Raw genomic sequence first — 20,331 nt, forward strand, 5'->3', positions numbered from 1 at the left:
ACCCTCCTGTGGGAGCGGGCTGGCCCCGCGATGCTTGAATCAGTTCTTGCGAATTTTCTCGACGATAGCGGTGGTCGAGCTGTTTTCGACCAGACCCAGCACCTTCACCGTGCCGCCATAGGCCTTGACGATATCGGCACCGACGACCTGCTCAATACCGTAGTCCCCACCCTTGACCAGCACATCCGGCTTGACCTGGCTGAGCAGGTTTTCCGGCGTGCCTTCAGGGAAGCTGATGACCCAGTCCACTGCTCCCAGACCGGCGAGCACCGCCATGCGGCGATCTACGCTATTGATCGGACGGCCCGGACCTTTCAGCCGGCTCACCGAAGCATCGTCGTTTACCGCAACGATCAGACGATCACCTTGGGCCCGCGCTTGCTCCAGGTAAGTCACGTGGCCTGCATGAAGGATATCGAAGCAACCGTTGGTGAAAACAATCTTTTCGTTATGAGCACGGGCATCATCAATGGCCAGCAGTAACTGGTCGAGACTCACCACACCGCGCTCAGAGCCTTCTTCGCGCTGGATGGCACGGCGCAGCTCCGGTGCGCTGATCGCTGCGGTACCGAGCTTTCCGACCACGATGCTGGCGGCCAGGTTGGCCAAGCCCACAGCATGGGGCAGCTCTTCGCCTGCGGCGATGGCGGCGGCCAGGGTAGAAATCACCGTATCACCGGCACCGGTAACGTCGAAGACTTCACGGGCACGAGCCGGCAAGTGCAGGGCCGGATGATCGGGACGCAGCAGGGTCATGCCATGCTCACCACGGGTCACCAGCAAGGCGCCCAGCTCCAGTTCGCTCATCAGCTGAGCGCCCTTGGCCACCAGCTCCGCTTCATCGGCGCAGCGGCCGACGATAGTCTCGAACTCGCTGAGGTTCGGGGTGATCAGGCTGGCACCGCGGTAGATCGAAAAATCCTTGCCCTTGGGGTCGGCCAAGACCGGGATCCCTTTGGCCCGTGCAGCCTGGATCAAGCTCTGATGATTCTTCAGGGCGCCTTTGCCGTAATCAGACAACACCAGTACTTTGACCCCGTCGAGCAGGGTGTCGACTTCAGCCCCCAACGACAGCGGGTCGGTGGCAAAAGGTTCTTCAAAATCGATCCGCAGCAGTTGCTGGTGGCGGCTCATGACCCGCAGCTTGACGATGGTCGGCTGGTGCGCAATACGCTGGAAAATCGAGTGCACGCCTGCAGCCTTCAGACTGTTGGACAGGCTCTCGGCGGCTTCGTCCTGGCCAGTAACCCCGATCAGTGATGCCGGTGCGCCCAGGGCAGCGATGTTCAAGGCCACGTTAGCCGCACCACCAGGACGGTCCTCGATCTGATCAACCTTGACCACCGGTACCGGTGCTTCAGGCGAAATCCGTGAGGTACCACCATGCCAGTAGCGGTCGAGCATGACATCGCCCACCACCAGTACCGGGGCTTGATCGAAACGCGGCATGGACAACTTCATGGGTAACCCATATATACAAAATTAACAGGGGCAGGATATTAGCACAGGCTAGGCGAAGGCTTGATTACCGCCTTACCGACAAGCTGTTGCAGGAAAACGGCCGGAGCCCAGGACAGGCTCCGGCGTCAGGCTCAGGTGATATCGGCCTTGGCCGGCTCGTCCAGGCCCATGGCATGCAGCCTGGCGTAGTAGCCGTTGGCGGCCAGCAGCTCGGCATGCGTGCCGCGCTCGACCAGCTTGCCCTGATCCATGACCAGGATCATGTCGGCCTTTTCAATGGTCGACAGACGGTGAGCGATCACCAGTGTGGTACGGCCTTTCATCACATGATCGAGCGCTGCCTGGATATGCCGCTCGGACTCGGTGTCCAGTGCTGAGGTGGCCTCATCGAGGATCAGCAGCGGCGCGTTCTTGAGCAGGGCCCGGGCAATGGCCAGGCGCTGGCGCTGGCCACCGGAGAGCAGCACACCGTTCTCGCCGACCTGGGTGTCGAAGCCCTTGGGCAACTGATCGACAAACTCCTTGGCATAGGCATCGGCGGCAGCCGCTTCGATATCCGCACGCGGCGCGCCCGCCAAATCGCCGTAGGCAATGTTGTTGGCCACGGTGTCGTTGAACAGGGTGACATGCTGGGTCACTTGCGCCACATGGCGGCGCAGGTTGCGCAAACGGTAGTCCTCGATCTCTACGCCATCGAGGAGAATCTGCCCCTCAGTGTGGTGATAGAACCGCGGAATCAGCGAGGCCAGTGTCGACTTGCCACTCCCCGAGCGCCCCACCAGTGCAATCATCTGCCCCGGTTCAGCGGTAAAGGAAATGTCAGACAACACCTGGCGCTCAGTACCGGGATAGGTGAAGTTCAGGTTGCGCACAACGAGGCGACCCTCTACCCGCTCCAGCTCCACCGTTCCAGTATCGACTTCCGGTTCTTCATCCAGCTGTTCGAAGATGCTTTCGGCACCGGCCAGGCCTTTCTGGATCGTCGAGCTGACTTCCGACAGCTGGCGGATCGGCTTGGGCAGCAAGCCTGCAGCGGTGATGTAGGCAACCAGATCGCCGGCCGTAGCCTCGCCACGCAGGAACAACACCAGGAACATCAGTGCGGCCATGGCGGAGTAGATCACCAATTGCAACATCGGGGTGTACACCGCCCCGGTCTTGGTCATGCGCAGCTGCTTGTCGGTGTTGCTTTGGCTGGCATTGGCGAAACGCTGCTGCTCGTAGCTTTCACCGCCGAAGCTGCGCACCACGCGGTAGCCCTGGATGGTTTCCGAGGCAACGTGGGTTACATCACCCATTGCCACCTGGATCTTTTTGCTCTGCTTGCGGAATTTCTTGCTGGCGCTACCGACCATTACCGCGATGATTGGCAGGATTGCCAGCATCACCAGGGTCAGTTTCCAGTTCATCCACAGCAGATAAACGAACAGGAACACCACCGTCAGGCCTTCACGGATCACCACCTTGATAGCATCGGTGGCAGCACCGGTAACCATGGTTACGTTGAAGGTGATGCGCGAAATCAGGTGACCGGAGTTGTGGGTGTCGAAGTAACGGTTGGGCAGCACCAGCAACTTGTTGAACAATTCGACCCGCAGATCATGCACCAGCCCCAGTGAAACCTTGGCCAGGAAGTAGTTACCCAGGAACGAGCCCAGGCCCTGCCAGGCGGCGATCAGCACGATCAGCAACGGCACGGCCTGCAGTAGCTGCAAGTCTTGCAGGTAAGGGACATTGGGGAACAACACTGCCTGCGGGTTGCTCAGACCGTCGACGAAGTACTTGAGAATCCCGGCCAGCATTGGCTGGGTCGAGGCAAAGATGATGAAACCGAGAATACTCAGCGTGAAGATACCGATGTACGGCTTCACATAGCTCAGTAGCCGGAAATAGATTTTCAGGCTGGAGCTGCTCTGTTGCTCCGCCTTTAGCGGTGTTTCGGCCATTGTCGAGCTCGCTGTTCAGATTGAACCGGAAATTTTATCACAGCCCGGTCGATGGGCATGCACCCAGAGCAAACCTGAACGAAGCCTAGGCTCTGTCCCTGTGTACATCCAGCGCATCCTCATCGTTTCAACAACACCGGCATGGTACATCTGCAAAATTTTCGGCATTATTGCCGGTCCTTTTGTTCGCCCGTTGGCAAGGCCACTATCCATGCAATGTTCCCGGCTACACCAGGTCGACCTCAACCAACTCATCCTTGGCGCCCAGGTGCTGGAGGCTGATAGTTACGGCGCCAAAGTGTACCTGCTTAATGACGGCAACATCCTTAAACTCTTCAGGCGTAAACGATTAATTTCATCTGCCTTGCTGCGACCTTACTCCCAGCGTTTTATCGACAATGCGACGCAATTGGAGAAAAAGGGAATTCCGACGCTGAAGGTTTTGAAGTACTACAAGCTGGATGCCCCCGGAATGACGGCGGTGCTGTACCACCCGTTGCCGGGAGAGACCCTTAGCCAACTGTCTCGCAAAGCAGGCTTCAGCTGGCAAGAGCGTCTACCGGAGCTCGTGGCGCTGGTGCGCAAGCTGCACAAGTCGGGCATCTACTTCCGCTCCCTGCACCTTGGCAACATTGTCGTGACACCAGAACAGGAGATGGGCCTGATCGACGTGGCCGATATGCGCTTCATGCGCGCACCGCTGTCCAACCGCATGGTCCGGCGCAACGTGCAGCACTTCGCCCGCTACATCGCCCGCGAGCGCCTTGAGAGTCAATTCCCTCTCGCCGAACTGGAACGCGCCTTGCTGAACTGACCACCAGGGGCGTGGAGGTGCATGGGTGCGCCGCCTGCCCACATGCTGTTGGCGAGGCCCAAGGGGGATCACCCCCTTGTTTCGCGCCGGTTCATGGGCAAACAGCCCGGGTCAATGTGCGAAAAAACCCACGCCCACGCCCAGAACCACGCCAACCACCAGTATCACCATCAATTTGACGCGATCACGCTTACGGCGCCGCGCTTTACGCCGACGCTCACCGGGCAGACTGACATGCGCATCGAAGCCGGTATGCAGTACCGCGTCCCCCTCAAGGGTCACCGCGGTGAGATTCAACTCGGCGTAGCGTTTTGACAGCGCCTTCTCACCAGAGTAGCCGGCAAATGGCGCGCAACGCTGATAGTCGCTGAGCCGGCGCAATCCTGGATTCAACGAAAAACTCTGCCACTCAGGCTTGTCCGAGAGCAGCGGGTAACACGGCACACCGGCAATGACCTGACGCTCGCCCAGATGGATGTAAGGACTGTGCACCTTCAAGTCATGGGCATAGCTGCGCAACCAGACTTGAAGCAAATGCGGGCTGACCTCGAGAATGCTCTTCGAATCCTCGACAAAACCTGGCCGGTAGAACTCCCAGTCATCCTCACAGTGAAAGATGTACGGGGTTTTTACGTGACTGTAGGCAAGGTCGATAGACGGCAGCTGCCCCAGTTTAGGCCGATTGACGAACACCTTGCAGTGCGGCTTCCAGTGTTCCGGCACCGCCTGATGAACAGCGTCATCGCCCGAGTCTTCGGTGATGAACACTTCGCGAATCGGTGCAGTATTGAAACGATCGAAACTCTCGAGTGTAAGCTTGAGCAGGTCGAAACGCCCGCAACTGGTAACCACCAGGGTTACATCACTGTCATCACTGAATCGCACCGGATTCCCTCCCCATCTTCTGTATTCGGTTGTTCGAGACCACGTCCCGTGTACGGGACAGCCGGCTCATATGCCCAGTCTCAAACGCAAGCGCTGCCAACCGGTCAGGGCTGGACGGGAACGCAGAGGTGGCTGCATTTTTTCTACGATGCTTCGGCCCACTTGAGCGAAGCTGAACTGCGACACAGCAAGGTCACGACCGTTGCTGCCGATGCGCTCGACCAATGCCGGGTCGGCACGTAACACTTTGAGCTTTTCCTGCAGCTGGGCAATGCTGTTGTACAAAACCACGTTGTGCATGTCTTCAAGACCCAGGGCGCGATTCTCCGCCTCCCCTTGATCAAAAGCCAGCAGCACGCAGCCACAGGCCATCGCCTCGAAATTCTTGATCATGTATTCGCCCATGCCGACATCGGCACTGACGAAGAAACGAATGCGGTTGAGCGTGTCACAGTACTCTTCACCGGACTTGGTCCGGGTGACCAGCAGGTTTTCGACCTGAGCTAGCTCATCGAGCAACGCCTTGCGCCCGCTGTAGGCGACACTGTTGGTACTGCCGACAAAGGCCAGCTCGATATCCCGCTCGCGCCCCTGGTCAGCCAGCAACTGCTGGTCGTAGCCCTTGGGCACGAATTCGGCGTCGAACCCCTCCTGGCGCAAGCGCTCGCTGACCATATAACCGGAGCTGATCACCCGTGCCCAAGGCAACTGACGGTAGTGGGCGCTGAACTTTCCGGTGTACTTGCACGGGATGTAGTTCTGATAGGCGTCATGTTCGAGGATGACCAGGTTGGGCACCGTACGAATGAAGCCGACCTGACGAATTTCTTGCTTGAAACGCAGAAAAAACACAATCCGGTCATACTTCTCGACGTCGACTTCACGACGGAAATAGCTGCGCAGGTTGCGCTGATCGGCACTGCTGAGCCAGCGCAGATCGCATTCGCAATGGGCGGCGACACCGTCGTAGAGACGGTCCAGGATTGCCCGTTGTTCTTTCTGCACCAGAAATAGAACTTTCATTGTCTTCCTTGCGGTCTTTGTTCAGCCGCTAACAGTCATGGGCCAGGATCAGAGATCACGGCGCCAGAACAATTCATGTCGGCGCACGGCCTTGCGGAAAAATTCGTTCTCGCCGTAAGGCGAAGCGCGTCGCCCCGCCAGCCAGCGCTGGAGCAGGCGACGAATGCGGCGCTTGAACGGTGCCGGCGGCTGCAGGTCGTGCATCATGCCCAGCGCCATGGCCTTGTCGCGCTGAGTTGCCAGATCCAGGGGCAGACTGTAGGGCGCCCAGATCTGCCCGCCTTCCAGTTGCGGCGGCAAAGCCACCCCGGCACCGCTATCGCCCATGGGCCAGCGATCATTGTCATGCAGGTGGTTGGCGTACCCCAGCACGGTTTCCGGCTGCCATTCAAGCCCCTGCAGGGCTTCGAGCACAGCAGCCTGGGCGCAGATGTGGTCAGGATGCGGGTCAAGGGTCGGATGCGGCATCACCAGCACCTGCGGGCGAGCCTTGAGCAACAACGCGCGCAAGTCGGCCAATAGGTTGTTCCAGGTCGGCGCACCGTCCTCGTCACCCGGCAAGGTTATCGCATTGAAGCGCCTGAACAGGCGGGTATCGTCAAGCTCCGCCTCACGCGAAGCGATTGCCTGATCCGGCGCTGCCTGCATGGCTGGCAGCTGCAGACAAAAATAACCCAACTGCACACAGTTCGATTCGGGAACACCTGCCCAGCGCGGTACGGCAATACTGTCCCAGGCGCGCAGTCGGCCCTTCAAGCGGGCGGACTCAGACTTGGCCATACCCATGCGCTGGTAATGCTCAGCCTCGATCTCGCCAGCAGTCAGGGTCACGACCCAGGCTTCTTGCGCCTGGCTGTAGAGGCCGAAAGCGGCCAACTCGGCATCATCGGCATGGGGCGCGATGACCATGACGCGCTTCTGGCGCAGATCGTTGCCTGTCACAACCCACAGCTGCCCTTCGCCAGATAGACGGCAATAGCGTCCACGCAAGCGCAGCCGCCCGGCAGCAAGCGACTCGCCAAGCCCGGTCAGGTTCAGGTAGCGCAGGCCCGCGACGCCACGCTCGAAAGCCTGGCAATCTTCACCGTTCAACACCACTGCCGGGTCCAGGAAACGACCCAACCAGCTGCTTTTCAGGCGCAGCGCCAGGACCAGCGTTTCATCACCAGCAAGCTGCAAAGGCGCCTGAAGCCGTACAACACCGTCGACCAGTTCGACCGGGTGCGCCAGGCAATCCTGCGGAAACTGATACTGGTAGTCCTCGGCAGGCGAATAAAACAGGTGATCGGCAAACCAGGCTTCATGGGCAGCCCACAACAGTGGCAGCAGCAATAGCGGCAACCACCACTGGACGAAAATACCCAGGCCCAGCAACACCACCAGGCCAGCCAGCAACCCCAGCCGCTTGTTGCGCCGGTGCCGCTTGAGCAACTGCTGCTTGCGGCTCACACCTGAAACACCGGAACGGGGTTGCACCAGCGATCCTTGTACTCGCGATCAGCGCGGCCAAAGGAGAAACGCAGCGGCTTGTTGCGTGCCCGGGCATCTTCCCAGGCGGCCTGGGTATTGAGGAAACTCAACACGCTTCCAGGACTGAAAGCCTTGGTTTGCGGGTCAACGCCACCATTGATGTACTCGACGCTGATCCATTCAGGCGCTTCGACCCGGTAGACCAGCTGGATGGCGATAGGCGCATCGTCGAGAAACAGCACCGAACCGATCAGCAGCTCACGCAGGCGCTCTATGACCTCAGCCATGCGCTCGGCGCCAGTGGCCGGGAATTCCCAGCGGCGCAGAAACAGATCGCAGTAGATCGCTGCCAGTTCACTGCTGGAAAACTCAGAAACAGCACGCACCTGACCACCCGCCTCTTCCAGCAAGCGCAACTCGCGACGCTGGTTATAGCGAAACTTCTTCGACAGGTCTTCAGGCGTGCGCGCCATCGCCAGCGATTCAGTTTGCAGCTTGAGGTTGGCGAAGCGCCCCTGGTTGAGCTCGGACAAATAACGTCCGGCATGACGCAGCGGTGCCTGGGCATCGGCAGCCGCCGGCAGGATCAGCTCGGCATTGCCCAGGTCATACAGACCCTTCTTGCCCTGACGCTTGAGCACGTCCTTGGACAATGCCAGGTAACGGCCCCAGGTCGGAATCGCGGCCTTGAGCTCACCATTGTGCTCCCACCCCAGGTAGCGCACCGGAATCTGCGCCAGCTCGGCCAACTGCTCGACCACCAGCGGGTGGGTCGCGACGCTACCACCAAAACGCTGCCAGGCCTGGGCGTAGGCAGGCGCATCGATCACACGCCAGCCGCGCTCGCGCCAGCCTTGAATATGATTGAGCATCAAACCTCCGCCGTCAGCGCACGCACAGCTGGCAACTGCCAGAAGGTATCGCGCACAGCGCTATCGGAAAAACGCTCACGCAGGCGCGCAAGCATGCGCTCGGCACACTCCTGGCGCTGCGCTTCATCCAGTACGGCCAGATGTTGCAAGCCTTGAGCCAGACGCTCGGCATCGGCCAGTGGAAACAGGATGCCGACACCCTCGACCACTTCCAGGGCGCCGCCGCAGGCAGTGGCGAGCACCGGCACTCCGGCGACCATGGCTTCAAGCAGGACCATACCGAACGGTTCGTGGTCGGAGCTCAGGGCAAAAGCATCGAACGCCTTGAAATAGCATCGCGCATTGGGCACCTGGCCGAGAAAGTCCACCTGCCCGGCAATTCCCAGCTCGGCGGCCAGTGTTTTCAGCGACTGCTCCAGCCGCCCCTCACCCAAAATAGCCAGGCGAGCACCCGCCGGCAGACGCGGCAGCGCGAGGGCAAAGCCACGCAACAGGGTGGCCTGGTCCTTGTCCGGATGCAGGCGACCGACATTACCGACAATCCAGGCCTGCGAATCCAGCCCCAACGCTTGGCGGGCATCGGCTGCAGGCACCAGCGCCGCCTGCAGCACCTCGATGTCGATACGGTTGTAAAGCGTCTGGATGCGCTCGGCCGGCCACTTCGGCAAGCATTTGCGCATGTCATCGCGCACCGCGTCGGAGACGCCGAGCAGGCTCAGGCGCTGACGGAACAGGTTGGCAAACAGCTGACGACTGCCGCGCTGGTAGTCACCAAAGGCATGGTGCACACCAATCACCGGCAGGCGGCTACCGAGCAAGGCGATATAGATCGGCTTGAAGCGGTGAGCAATGCAGAAGCTGAAATTGCGCGTGGCGACGATCCGCCGCAATGCGCGGATCGCCCCCAACTTCAGGCCACGGATAGCCTTGGAGCTGAACTCCAGGAAGATCACTTCATCAGAAGCGCAGCCGACGGCCACCTGAGGGTCGGCAGCACCGGTAAGGAACACCGTGGTGACCTTGTAGCCGCTGCCGCTGAACAGGCTGGCGTACTGCCGCGCACAGTCCAGGAACGGACCGTCATAGCCGTGGCAGAACTGCAGGACGCGTTTTTCAGCCCTGGACGTCATAACTGTTCGCGCCGTCCTTGACTACCAGAATGTCTTCCATGATCAGGTACTGCAGATCCGAGCCGAAGAACATGTTCAGAGCGTCGGTCGGCGAGCAGATCATTGGCTCGCCACGACGGTTGAGCGAGGTATTGAGCGACACGCCGTTGCCGGTCAGGTCTTCCAGCGCCTTCATCATGTCGTAATAGCGCGGGTTGTACTCGCGCTTGAGCACCTGGGCCCGCGAGGTGCCGTCTTCGTGGACGACTTCCGGCACGCGGGTCTTCCACTCTTCGGCGACTTCGAAGGTGAAGGTCATGAAGGGCGCCGGGTGATCGATCTTGATCATCTGCGGGGCGACGGTGTCGAGCATCGACGGGCAGAAAGGCCTCCAGCGCTCGCGGAACTTGATCTGGTGGTTGATGCGGTCGGCGACGCCGGCAACGCTCGGGCAACCGATGATCGAACGACCGCCCAGCGCGCGCGGACCAAACTCCATGCGGCCCTGGAACCAGGCCACCGGGTTGCCGTCGACCATGATCTTGGCGATCTGCTCCGGCATGTTCTCGAGCTTGCGCCATTTCGGCTTGCTCGGGTGACGGGCACAGGCGGCGATCACGTCCTCGTTGGAGTACGCAGGGCCGAGGTAGACGTGCTCCATCTTCTCGACCGGCACACCGCGGGCGTGGGAAACGTATGCAGCCGCACCGACCGCGGTACCGGCGTCGCCGGAAGCCGGCTGGACGAACAGTTCCTTGAGGTCAGGACGGGCAATGATCTTCTGGTTGAGTTTGACGTTCAGTGCGCAACCGCCAGCGAAAGCCAGCTTGCCGGTTTCCTTGAGGATGTCGCCCAGGTAGTGGTCGATCATCTGCAGGGCGATTTTCTCGAACAGCGCCTGCATGCTGGCGGCGTAGTGGATGTACGGCTCGTCGGCGATGTCGCCTTCGCGCTTGGGACCCAGCCACTCGATCAGCTTCGGCGAGAAATAGAAACCTTTGCCCTTCTCTTTGTAGCGGCGCAGGCCGATAACGTTTGCGTAGTCGGTGTTGATCACCAGCTCGCCGTTCTCGAAGCTGGCCAGACGCGAGAAGTCATATTTGCTGGCGTCGCCATAAGGGGCCATGCCCATGACCTTGAACTCGCCGTCGAGCATCTCGAAGCCGAGGAACTCGGTGATCGCGCCGTACAGGCCGCCCAACGAATCCGGGTCGAAGAATTCCTTGATCTTGTGGATCTTGCCGTTTTCGCCATAACCGAAGAAGGTCGTGGCGTACTCGCCCTTGCCGTCAATGCCGAGGATCGCGGTTTTTTCCTTGAAACCCGAGCAGTGGTAGGCGCTGGAAGCGTGCGCGAGGTGGTGCTCGACCGGTTCGATCTTGACCTTTTTCGGGTCGAAGCCCAGTTGTTCCAGGCACCAGACGATCTTCTTGCGGTAGCGCTTGTAACGACGGTTGCCCATCAGAATCGCGTCAAGAGCACGATCCGGGGCGTACCAGTAGCGCTTGGCGTAGTGCCAGCGGGCTTTGCCGAACAGGCTGATCGGGGCGAACGGGATGGCCACCACGTCAACGTCGGAAGGCTTGATGCCAGCCTGCTCCAGGCAGAACTTCGCCGATTCGTAGGGCATGCGGTTCTTTGCATGTTTGTCGCGCACGAAGCGCTCTTCTTCAGCGGCGGCAATCAGCTTGCCGTCGATGTACAGGGCCGCGGAAGGATCATGGCTAAGGGCGCCGGACAGGCCAAGAATCGTCAATGCCAAGGGTCTAGCCTCTTCAATCTGTAAATATGCGCCCTGGCCCCTTGGGGCGAGCGGCAACGAAAGAGCGGGATTATAACGCAAACTGTAGGAGCGGGCTTGCCCCGCGATTGCGAGCTGTCAGTCACATCGCATCGCGGGGCAAGCCCGCTCCCACACCAACACCTACTCGGCGATCAGCCAGTCCATGCGCCAGCTACCCTGGGTCTGCGCCAGCACCTGGGACAACCACGGCAGCAGCTCACGCAACTCCTCCTCAAGCCCCCATGGCGGGTTGGCGATGGCCAGGCCCGAACCATTGAGGCCCTGCGGACTGTCCTGCGGATGCACGTACAGCTCAACGCGCAGCAACTTTGGCGCGCCAGTGCTGGTCAGGTCCTGATAGAAGCGCACCAGCTGGCGCTGATCCTTGATCGGGTACCAGATCGCCGCGACGGTCTGGCGCATGCGACTGATTGCCTCTTTCAAGGCAACTGTGCAGCGCTTGAGCTCGTCAGCCTGCTCGAAGGGCGGATCGATCAGCATCACTGCGCGCTTTTCCTGCACCGGCAGCAACGCCCGCGGCACATGCCAGCCCTCACCCAGGTGCACGGCGACGCGCGGATCCTTCTTCATGTTGTCCTTGAGCATGCGCCCGTCTTCGGGGTGCTTCTCGTTGAGCAACACGCGGTCCTGCTGACGCGCCAGGCGCCGGGCAAGCTCGGGCGAGCCCGGGTAATAGCGCAGCTCGCCGTCGGGGTTCATCTTGCGCAGGATACGCAGATAGTCAGCGGTAACCTCTGGCAGGTCATCACGCCCCCAAAGCCGGCCGACACCTTCGATCCACTCGCCGGTACGCGTCGCCTGGTCGCCCTGCAAGTCATACAGACCGAGGCCAGCGTGGGTGTCGAGGTAGGCGAACGGCTGCTCCTTGCGCGACATCAGCGCAATAAGGCGGGTCAACACGAGGTGTTTGAAGACGTCGGCGTGGTTGCCGGCGTGAAAGGCGTGACGATAGTTCATGGCAACTCCTGCAAGACCGTGCAGTTTACCTTGTCATGCTGAACTGTGGGAGCGGGCTTGCCCCGCGATTGCAGACAGTCAGTGACATAGCATCGCGGGGCAAGCCCGCTCCCACCAAAGCCTGCGCTATAAACAACAACGGCCCGGACTCTTGCGAGGCCGGGCCGTTGTCAGACAGCAATCTAACCGCGATTACTTGCCGGCGTGGTACGCCGCATCTGCAGTTTCGAAACGCGAGACCATCGCCTTGCTCGGGCTACCGAGCTTGCTGAATACGAAGATTGCCAGGCTGGCCAGAATGAAGCCCGGAATGATTTCGTACAGACCCATGGTGTCGAATTTCTTCCACAGGATCACGGTCACGGCACCGACGATGATGCCAGCCAGCGCACCATTGCGGGTCATGCCTTTCCACAGTACCGAGATCAGCACCACAGGACCGAAGGCGGCACCGAAGCCGGCCCAGGCGTAGGCCACCAGGCCCAGAACGCGGTTCTCAGGGTTGGCAGCCAGGGCGATGGCGATCAGCGCAACGGCCAGCACCATCAGACGACCGACCCAGACCAGCTCGACCTGCGATGCATTCTTGCGCAGGAAGGTTTTGTAGAAGTCTTCGGTCAGGGCGCTGGAGCACACCAGCAGCTGGCAGCTCAGGGTACTCATGACGGCAGCCAGGATGGCCGACAGCAGCACACCGGCGATCCACGGGTTGAACAGGATCTTGGCCAGCTCGATGAACACACGCTCGTGGTTCTCGGTAACCGGACCGGCAACATCAGGATGCGCCGAGAAGTAGGCGATACCGAAGAAGCCAACGGCACAGGTACCGGCCAGGCACAGGATCATCCAGGTCATGGAGATGCGGCGGGCATTGGCGATGGACTTGACCGAGTCGGCAGCCATGAAGCGCGCCAGGATGTGCGGCTGGCCAAAGTAGCCCAGGCCCCAGCCCATCAGCGAGATGATGCCGATGAAGGTTGCCCCCTTGAACATGTCGAAGTTGCCAGCACCCTGGGCTTCGATGGCCAGGAAGGTGGTATCGACACCGCCGGTAGCGATCAGCACGATCACCGGGGTCAGGATCAGGGCGAAGATCATCAGCGTCGCCTGGACAGTATCGGTCCAGCTCACCGCCAGGAAGCCACCGACGAAGGTGTAGGCGATAGTGGCAGCAGCACCAGCCCACAGCGCGGTTTCATAGGACATGCCGAAGGTGCTCTCGAACAGACGAGCGCCAGCAACGATGCCGGAAGCGCAGTAGATGGTGAAGAACACCAGGATAACGATGGCAGAGATGATCCGCAGCAGGCCGCTGTGGTCTTCGAAACGGCTGGCGAAATAGTCCGGCAGGGTCAGCGCATCACCATTGTGCTCGGTCTGCACGCGCAGACGGCCAGCAACGAACAACCAGTTCAGGTAGGCACCGACGGTCAGGCCGATGGCAATCCAGGCCTCCGACAGACCCGACATATAGATGGCACCCGGCAGGCCCATCAGCAACCAGCCGCTCATGTCCGAGGCGCCAGCCGAAAGCGCGGTTACCACGCTACCGAGGCTGCGGCCACCGAGGATGTAGTCGGAGAGGTTATTGGTGGAGCGATAGGCCATGAAGCCGATCATCACCATTGCTGCGATGTAGATCACAAAAGTGATCGTGATTGGATTGCTAAAACTCATTGTTGCGCCCTGGCGTTTGTTTTTATGTAGTGACAGCCTCAGAGAGGTTGCACCCAGGCCGCGAATGCTATGCAACAACGCAAAGTAGGTGCAACCTGTTTTTGCAAACAAGTTGCACCTCGTCGGTTTTTTTGCGTAACAGCACCTTTTTGCTCCCTTTCGGAGCAAGAAGCCGCGTTTACAGAAGAAAATGCACCATAAACAGCCATTTTTACTGTGGGGTTTTACCCACCGGACGAGCTGCACTTTTTTCCTACACATTTTGGGTTGCACTAGGTTGCACCCGAAATCGCGCACAGCTAATCTTGGCGCCAGCTTAAGCCACAGCCCTGTGGCAATAATGAGGATAAGAAATGGCGACGACCACCCTTGGGGTCAAACTTGACGACCCAACCCGTGAGCGACTCAAAGCAGCTGCGCAGTCCATTGACCGCACACCGCACTGGTTGATCAAGCAAGCGATCTTCAATTACCTGGAGAAGCTCGAGGGTGGTGCCACCCTGACCGAACTCAACGGTCAGTCGATCATCAATGGCGATGAAGCCGGTGAAATCCTGGGCGATCACAGCCACCAGTGTTTCCTCGAATTTGCCGAAAGCATCCTCCCACAATCAGTACTGCGTTCGGCCATCACTGCCGCCTATCGCCGTCCTGAGCCGGAAGTGGTGCCAATGCTGCTGGAGCAGGCTCGCCTGCCTGCGGCCATGGCCGAGGCTACCAACAAGCTGGCCGCCGGCATCGCCGAAAAACTGCGTAACCAGAAGAGCGCTGGCGGCCGTGCCGGTATCGTCCAGGGCCTGCTGCAGGAATTTTCCCTGTCGTCGCAGGAAGGCGTGGCCCTGATGTGCCTGGCCGAAGCCCTGCTGCGTATCCCGGACAAAGGCACCCGTGATGCCCTGATCCGCGACAAGATCAGCACCGGCAACTGGCAGCCGCACCTGGGCAACAGCCCGTCGCTGTTCGTCAACGCCGCCACCTGGGGCCTGCTGCTGACCGGCAAACTGGTCTCGACCCACAACGAATCCGGCCTCACTTCCTCGCTCAGCCGCATCATCGGCAAGAGCGGCGAGCCGATGATCCGCAAGGGCGTCGACATGGCCATGCGCCTGATGGGCGAGCAGTTCGTCACCGGCGAAACCATCGCCGAAGCCCTGGCCAACGCCAGCAAGTTCGAAGCCAAGGGCTTCCGCTACTCCTACGACATGCTCGGCGAAGCCGCACTGACCGAGCACGACGCACAGAAATACCTGGCCTCCTACGAGCAGGCGATCCACTCGATCGGTAAAGCCTCGCACGGCCGTGGCATCTACGAAGGTCCGGGCATCTCGATCAAGCTCTCGGCCCTGCACCCACGCTACAGCCGCGCCCAGTACGAGCGTGTGATGGACGAGCTGTACCCGCGTCTGCTGTCGCTGACCCTGCTGGCCAAGCAATACGACATCGGCCTGAACATCGACGCCGAGGAAGCCGACCGCCTGGAGCTGTCGCTGGACCTGCTCGAGCGCCTGTGCTTCGAACCACAGCTGACCGGCTGGAACGGTATCGGCTTCGTGATCCAGGCTTACCAGAAGCGCTGCCCGTACGTGATCGACTATGTCATCGACCTGGCCCGCCGCAGCCGTCACCGCCTGATGATCCGTCTGGTGAAGGGCGCCTACTGGGACAGCGAGATCAAGCGCGCCCAGGTTGAAGGCCTGGAAGGCTACCCGGTCTACACCCGCAAGGTGTACACCGACGTCTCCTACATTGCCTGCGCACGCAAGCTGCTGTCGGTACCGGAAGTCATCTACCCACAGTTCGCTACGCACAACGCCCACACCCTGTCGGCCATCTACCATATCGCCGGTCAGAACTACTACCCGGGTCAGTACGAGTTCCAGTGCCTACACGGCATGGGTGAACCGCTGTACGAACAGGTTGTCGGCAAGGTTGCCGATGGCAAGCTGAACCGTCCGTGCCGCGTGTACGCGCCGGTCGGTACCCACGAAACCCTGCTGGCCTACCTGGTTCGCCGCCTGCTGGAAAACGGCGCCAACACCTCGTTCGTCAACCGTATTGCCGACCAGTCGATCTCGATCCAGGAACTGGTTGCCGACCCGGTTGCCACCATCGAGCAGATGGCGACCCAGGAAGGCAACACCGGCCTGCCGCATCCACGCATTCCATTGCCGCGTGACCTGTACGGTGCCGAGCGAGCCAACTCCGCCGGTATCGACATGGCCAACGAGCATCGCCTGGCGTCGCTGTCCTGCGCCCTGCTGGCCACCGCACACAACGACTGGAAAGCCGCACCGATGCTTGGCTGCGCCTCCAGCAACGAAGCCGCTGCGCCGGTGCTGAACCCGTCCGATCACCGTGACGTGGTCGGTCATGTCCAGGAAGCCACGGTTGCCGACGTCGACAATGCCATCCAGTGCGCCCTCAACGCCGCACCGATCTGGCAAGCCACGCCGCCCGCCGAGCGTGCTGCGATCCTCGAGCGCGCCGCCGACCTGATGGAAGCCGAGATCCAGCCGCTGATGGGCCTGCTTGCCCGTGAAGCCGGCAAGACCTTCGCCAACGCCATCGCCGAAGTCCGTGAAGCGGTCGACTTCCTGCGCTACTACGCCGTGCAGGCCCGTAACGACTTCAGCAACGATGCCCACCGCCCGTTGGGCCCAGTGGTCTGCATCAGCCCGTGGAACTTCCCGCTGGCAATCTTCAGCGGCCAGGTCGCCGCAGCCCTGGCAGCCGGTAACCCGGTACTCGCCAAGCCTGCCGAACAAACCCCGCTGGTCGCCGCCCAGGCCGTGCGCCTGCTGCTCGAAGCCGGTATCCCTGAAGGCGTGGTGCAGTTGCTGCCAGGTCGCGGTGAAACCGTCGGTGCGCGCCTGGTCGGTGACGATCGGGTCAAAGGCGTGATGTTCACCGGCTCCACCGAAGTCGCCCGCCTGCTGCAACGCAACATCGCCGGCCGCCTGGATGCCCAGGGCCGTCCGATTCCGCTGATCGCCGAAACCGGTGGCCAGAACGCGATGATCGTCGACTCCTCAGCACTCACCGAACAAGTCGTCATCGACGTCGTTTCCTCGGCTTTCGACAGCGCCGGTCAGCGCTGCTCGGCACTGCGCGTGCTGTGCCTGCAGGAAGACTCGGCCGACCGCGTGATCGAGATGCTCAAGGGCGCCATGGCCGAAAGCCGCCTGGGTAACCCTGAGCGCCTGAACGTGGACATTGGCCCGGTGATCGACGCAGAAGCCAAGGCCGGTATCGAGAAACACATCCAGGGCATGCGCGACAAAGGCCGCTCGGTGTACCAGGTTGCCATCGCCAATGGCGAAGAGATCAAACGTGGCACCTTCGTCATGCCGACCCTGATCGAGCTGGAAAGCTTCGACGAGCTGCAACGCGAGATCTTCGGCCCGGTTCTGCACGTGGTGCGCTACAACCGCAAGAACCTCGACCAGCTGATCGAGCAGATCAACGCTTCCGGTTACGGCCTGACCCTGGGTGTTCACACCCGGATCGACGAAACCATCGCCAAGGTCATCGACACCGTCAACGCCGGTAACGTCTACGTCAACCGCAACATCGTCGGTGCCGTGGTCGGCGTTCAGCCGTTCGGTGGTGAAGGCCTGTCCGGCACCGGTCCGAAAGCCGGTGGCCCGCTGTACCTGTACCGCCTGCTGTCGACCCGTCCGGCCGATGCCATCGAGCAATCGTTCCAGCGCACCGACGCCGGCAACGCCCCGGACACCCGTCTGCGCGACGAGTTGAGCAAGCCACTGCAAGCGCTTAAAGCCTGGGCGGCAAGCAACCAGCTGAACGAGCTGGGTAGCCTCTGCGAACAGTTCGCCAAGCAATCGCAAAGCGGTATCAGCCGCCTGCTGGCCGGCCCGACCGGTGAGCGCAACAGCTACACCATCCTGCCGCGTGAGCATGTGCTGTGCCTGGCTGAAGTCGAGGCCGACCTGCTGACCCAGCTGGCTGCGGTTCTGGCCGTGGGCAGCTCGGCGGTGTGGCCGGAAGGCGAACTGACCAAGACCCTGCGCAACCGTCTGCCGAAAGACGTACAGGCACGCATCAAGCTGGTGGGCGACTGGACCAAGGATGAGGTGGTGTTCGATGCCGTCCTGCACCACGGCCATTCCGACCAGTTGCGCGCAGTCTGCGAGCAAGTGGCCAAGCGTGCCGGTGCCATCGTCGGCGTCCATGGCCTGTCGTCGGGCGAAACCTCGATTGCCCTGGAGCGTCTGGTGATCGAGCGGGCGTTGAGTGTTAACACTGCTGCTGCAGGTGGTAACGCGAGCTTGATGACTATCGGCTGATAGGCATCACTCAATCGCGGGGCAAGCCCGCTCCCACCGGTTTGTGATAAGCCGGTGGGAGCGGGCTTGCCCCGCGATGCTTTCAGGCTGTGGTTTCTTCCGAAGCTGGTTCTACCCTCCTATCACCCAAATCTATTTCACTGTGCAGTGCCTGCCCCCCTGCCTAGACTCGGCGCATCCCCAGACAGGAATGCCGACATGTCCGAGACCCTGCTCAGCGCCCGCAACCTGGCCTTCGAACTCTACGAAGTGCTCGACGCCGAGGCCCTCACCCAACGCCCACGTTTTGCCGAACACAACCGCGAAACCTTCGATGCCGCGTTGAACACGGCGCGGACCATTGCCGAGAAGTACTTCGCGCCACACAACCGCAAGGGCGACGAACACGAGCCGCGTTACGAGAATGGCGAAGCGCTGCTGATCCCCGAGGTCAAACCCGCGATCGATGCCTTCCTCGAAGCCGGTTTCCTCAACGCCACCCGCGACTTCGAGGCCGGCGGCATGCAGTTGCCGACGCTGCTTTCGCAAGCCTGTTTTGCCCATTTCCAGGCGGCCAACGCCGGGACCACGGCGTATCCGTTCCTGACCATGGGCGCCGCCAACCTGATCGAAAGCTTCGGCAGCGATGAGCAGAAACGCCTGTTCCTGCAACCGATGATCGAAGGCCGCTTCTTCGGCACCATGGCCCTGACCGAACCTCACGCAGGTTCATCCCTGGCCGATATCCGCACCCGCGCAGAACCCGCCAGCGACGGCAGCTATCGGCTGCGCGGCAACAAGATATTCATCTCTGGCGGCGACCACCCGTTGTCGGAAAACATCGTGCACATGGTGCTGGCCAAACTGCCGGACGCGCCGCCCGGGGTGAAGGGCATTTCGCTGTTCATCGTGCCCAAGTTCCTGGTCAATGCCGATGGCAGTCTGGGGCCACGCAACGACGTACTGCTGGCCGGGTTGTTCCACAAGATGGGCTGGCGCGGCACCACCTCGACAGCGCTGAATTTCGGCGACAACGGACACTGTGTCGGCTACCTGGTGGGCAAGCCGCACCAGGGGCTGGCCTGCATGTTCCAGATGATGAACGAAGCCCGCATCGGGGTCGGCATGGGCGCGGTAATGCTCGGTTACGCGGGCTACCTGTACTCGCTCGAGTACGCGCGCCAGCGGCCGCAAGGACGTCTGGTCGATAACAAGGACCCGACCACCGCTGCCGTACCGATCATCGGCCATAGCGATGTAAAGCGCATGCTGCTGACCCAGAAAGCCTACGTCGAAGGCGCCTTCGACCTGGGTCTGTACGCGGCGCGGCTGTTCGATGAAACCCAGAGCGGCGAAACCGAGGCGCAGCGTCAACACGCACATGAATTGCTCGATTTGCTGACCCCGATCGTCAAATCCTGGCCCTCGGAGTTCTGCCTCAAGGCCAATGAACTGGCGATCCAGATCCTCGGTGGCCACGGTTATATCCGCGAATACCCGGTCGAACAGTATTACCGCGACAACCGTCTGAACCCGATTCACGAAGGCACCCACGGCATCCAGTCGCTCGACCTGCTCGGCCGCAAGCTGGCGCAGAACGGTGGCGCCGGGCTCAAGCAACTGGTGCGCCTGATTGCCGGGACCTGCGAGCAGGCGCGCGCATTCGCCAGCCTGGATCACCTGCGCACGCCGCTGGAGCAATTGCAGGTTCGCCTGCAGAGCGTAACGCTGGGCCTGCTCGGCGACCTGGCTCAAGGTCATGTCAACAGCGCCCTGGCCAACTCCGCGCTGTACCTCAAAGCCTTTGGTCACTGCGTGATCGGCTGGCGCTGGCTGGAGCAGGCGATCCGCGCCGAACAAGGACTGGCTCAAGGCAATCCGGCCGACCAAGACTTCTATCAGGGCAAATTGCAGGCCGCGCGTTATTTCCTGACCTGGGAAGTGCCGGGCTGCCATAATGAGCTGGCATTGCTCGAGGCCCGCGACGATACCTGCCTGAGCATGCGCGACGAGTGGTTCTGAGGGGG

Annotated in this window: 13 protein-coding genes; 3 read left to right on the forward strand and 10 right to left on the reverse strand. The window is 61.1% G+C overall.

All coding sequences use genetic code 11. The annotated features are described in order from the left end of the window. Positions 1 to 39 precede the first annotated feature (39 nt). Positions 40 to 1,461 (reverse strand): bifunctional D-glycero-beta-D-manno-heptose-7-phosphate kinase/D-glycero-beta-D-manno-heptose 1-phosphate adenylyltransferase HldE, encoded by a 1,422-nt coding sequence (hldE, locus tag PSAKL28_RS24200; protein ID WP_038615267.1) that lies wholly within the window; start codon positions 1,459 to 1,461, stop codon positions 40 to 42. Between the two features lie 131 nt (positions 1,462 to 1,592). Beyond that, positions 1,593 to 3,407, reverse strand: a complete 1,815-nt coding sequence (msbA, locus tag PSAKL28_RS24205) for a lipid A export permease/ATP-binding protein MsbA (RefSeq protein WP_038615270.1) — start codon at positions 3,405 to 3,407, stop codon at positions 1,593 to 1,595. Between the two features lie 211 nt (positions 3,408 to 3,618). On the opposite strand from msbA, the gene PSAKL28_RS24210 reads away from it, so the two are divergent. Then, positions 3,619 to 4,221 carry a BUD32 family EKC/KEOPS complex subunit gene (locus PSAKL28_RS24210; protein WP_038615272.1) on the forward strand — a complete coding sequence of 201 codons (603 nt, stop codon included), beginning with the start codon at positions 3,619 to 3,621 and terminating at the stop codon, positions 4,219 to 4,221. 111 nt (positions 4,222 to 4,332) lie between these two features. Here the strand turns inward: PSAKL28_RS24210 and PSAKL28_RS24215 are convergent, their stop codons facing one another. The 8 genes from PSAKL28_RS24215 to putP form a co-directional block, all read right to left on the reverse strand. After that, positions 4,333 to 5,106 carry a glycosyltransferase family 2 protein gene (locus PSAKL28_RS24215; RefSeq protein WP_038615274.1) on the reverse strand — a complete coding sequence of 258 codons (774 nt, stop codon included), beginning with the start codon at positions 5,104 to 5,106 and terminating at the stop codon, positions 4,333 to 4,335. A gap of 66 nt (positions 5,107 to 5,172) precedes the next feature. Continuing rightward, positions 5,173 to 6,129, reverse strand: a complete 957-nt coding sequence (locus tag PSAKL28_RS24220) for a glycosyltransferase family protein (protein ID WP_038615277.1) — start codon at positions 6,127 to 6,129, stop codon at positions 5,173 to 5,175. A 48-nt stretch (positions 6,130 to 6,177) separates the two neighbouring features. Continuing rightward, on the reverse strand, positions 6,178 to 7,578 hold the full coding sequence (locus PSAKL28_RS24225) for a PIG-L deacetylase family protein (RefSeq protein ID WP_038615279.1): 1,401 nt from the start codon (positions 7,576 to 7,578) through the stop codon (positions 6,178 to 6,180). Continuing rightward, complete coding sequence (locus tag PSAKL28_RS24230; protein WP_038615281.1) at positions 7,575 to 8,471, reverse strand: antimicrobial resistance protein Mig-14; 897 nt, start codon at positions 8,469 to 8,471, stop codon at positions 7,575 to 7,577. The genes PSAKL28_RS24225 and PSAKL28_RS24230 overlap by 4 nt, the downstream gene beginning before the upstream one ends. Next, positions 8,471 to 9,601 carry a glycosyltransferase gene (locus tag PSAKL28_RS24235; RefSeq protein WP_038615283.1) on the reverse strand — a complete coding sequence of 377 codons (1,131 nt, stop codon included), beginning with the start codon at positions 9,599 to 9,601 and terminating at the stop codon, positions 8,471 to 8,473. The genes PSAKL28_RS24230 and PSAKL28_RS24235 overlap by 1 nt, the downstream gene beginning before the upstream one ends. Then, a complete protein-coding gene (locus PSAKL28_RS24240; protein WP_038615285.1) occupies positions 9,585 to 11,342 on the reverse strand; it encodes a carbamoyltransferase family protein in 1,758 nt (585 codons plus the stop codon). Before PSAKL28_RS24240 ends, PSAKL28_RS24235 begins: the two co-directional genes overlap by 17 nt. Positions 11,343 to 11,504: 162 nt before the next feature. Then, the gene (locus PSAKL28_RS24245; protein ID WP_038615287.1) at positions 11,505 to 12,341 is read right to left on the reverse strand and encodes a 23S rRNA (adenine(2030)-N(6))-methyltransferase RlmJ; all 837 of its coding nucleotides are present in this window, start codon (positions 12,339 to 12,341) and stop codon (positions 11,505 to 11,507) included. Between the two features lie 192 nt (positions 12,342 to 12,533). Further along, positions 12,534 to 14,018: a sodium/proline symporter PutP gene (gene putP / locus PSAKL28_RS24250; protein WP_038615289.1), complete on the reverse strand. Its 1,485-nt coding sequence runs from the start codon at positions 14,016 to 14,018 to the stop codon at positions 12,534 to 12,536. Between the two features lie 353 nt (positions 14,019 to 14,371). Between putP and putA the strand changes: the two genes are divergently transcribed. Both putA and PSAKL28_RS24260 read left to right on the forward strand, forming a co-directional pair. Next, complete coding sequence (gene putA, locus PSAKL28_RS24255; protein WP_038615291.1) at positions 14,372 to 18,325, forward strand: trifunctional transcriptional regulator/proline dehydrogenase/L-glutamate gamma-semialdehyde dehydrogenase; 3,954 nt, start codon at positions 14,372 to 14,374, stop codon at positions 18,323 to 18,325. Positions 18,326 to 18,523: 198 nt separating this feature from the next. Continuing rightward, complete coding sequence (locus tag PSAKL28_RS24260) at positions 18,524 to 20,326, forward strand: acyl-CoA dehydrogenase (protein WP_038615293.1); 1,803 nt, start codon at positions 18,524 to 18,526, stop codon at positions 20,324 to 20,326. Positions 20,327 to 20,331 lie beyond the last annotated feature (5 nt).

Origin of the sequence: Pseudomonas alkylphenolica, assembly GCF_000746525.1 — a bacterium.
Taxonomy (GTDB): Bacteria; Pseudomonadota; Gammaproteobacteria; order Pseudomonadales; family Pseudomonadaceae; genus Aquipseudomonas; species Aquipseudomonas alkylphenolica.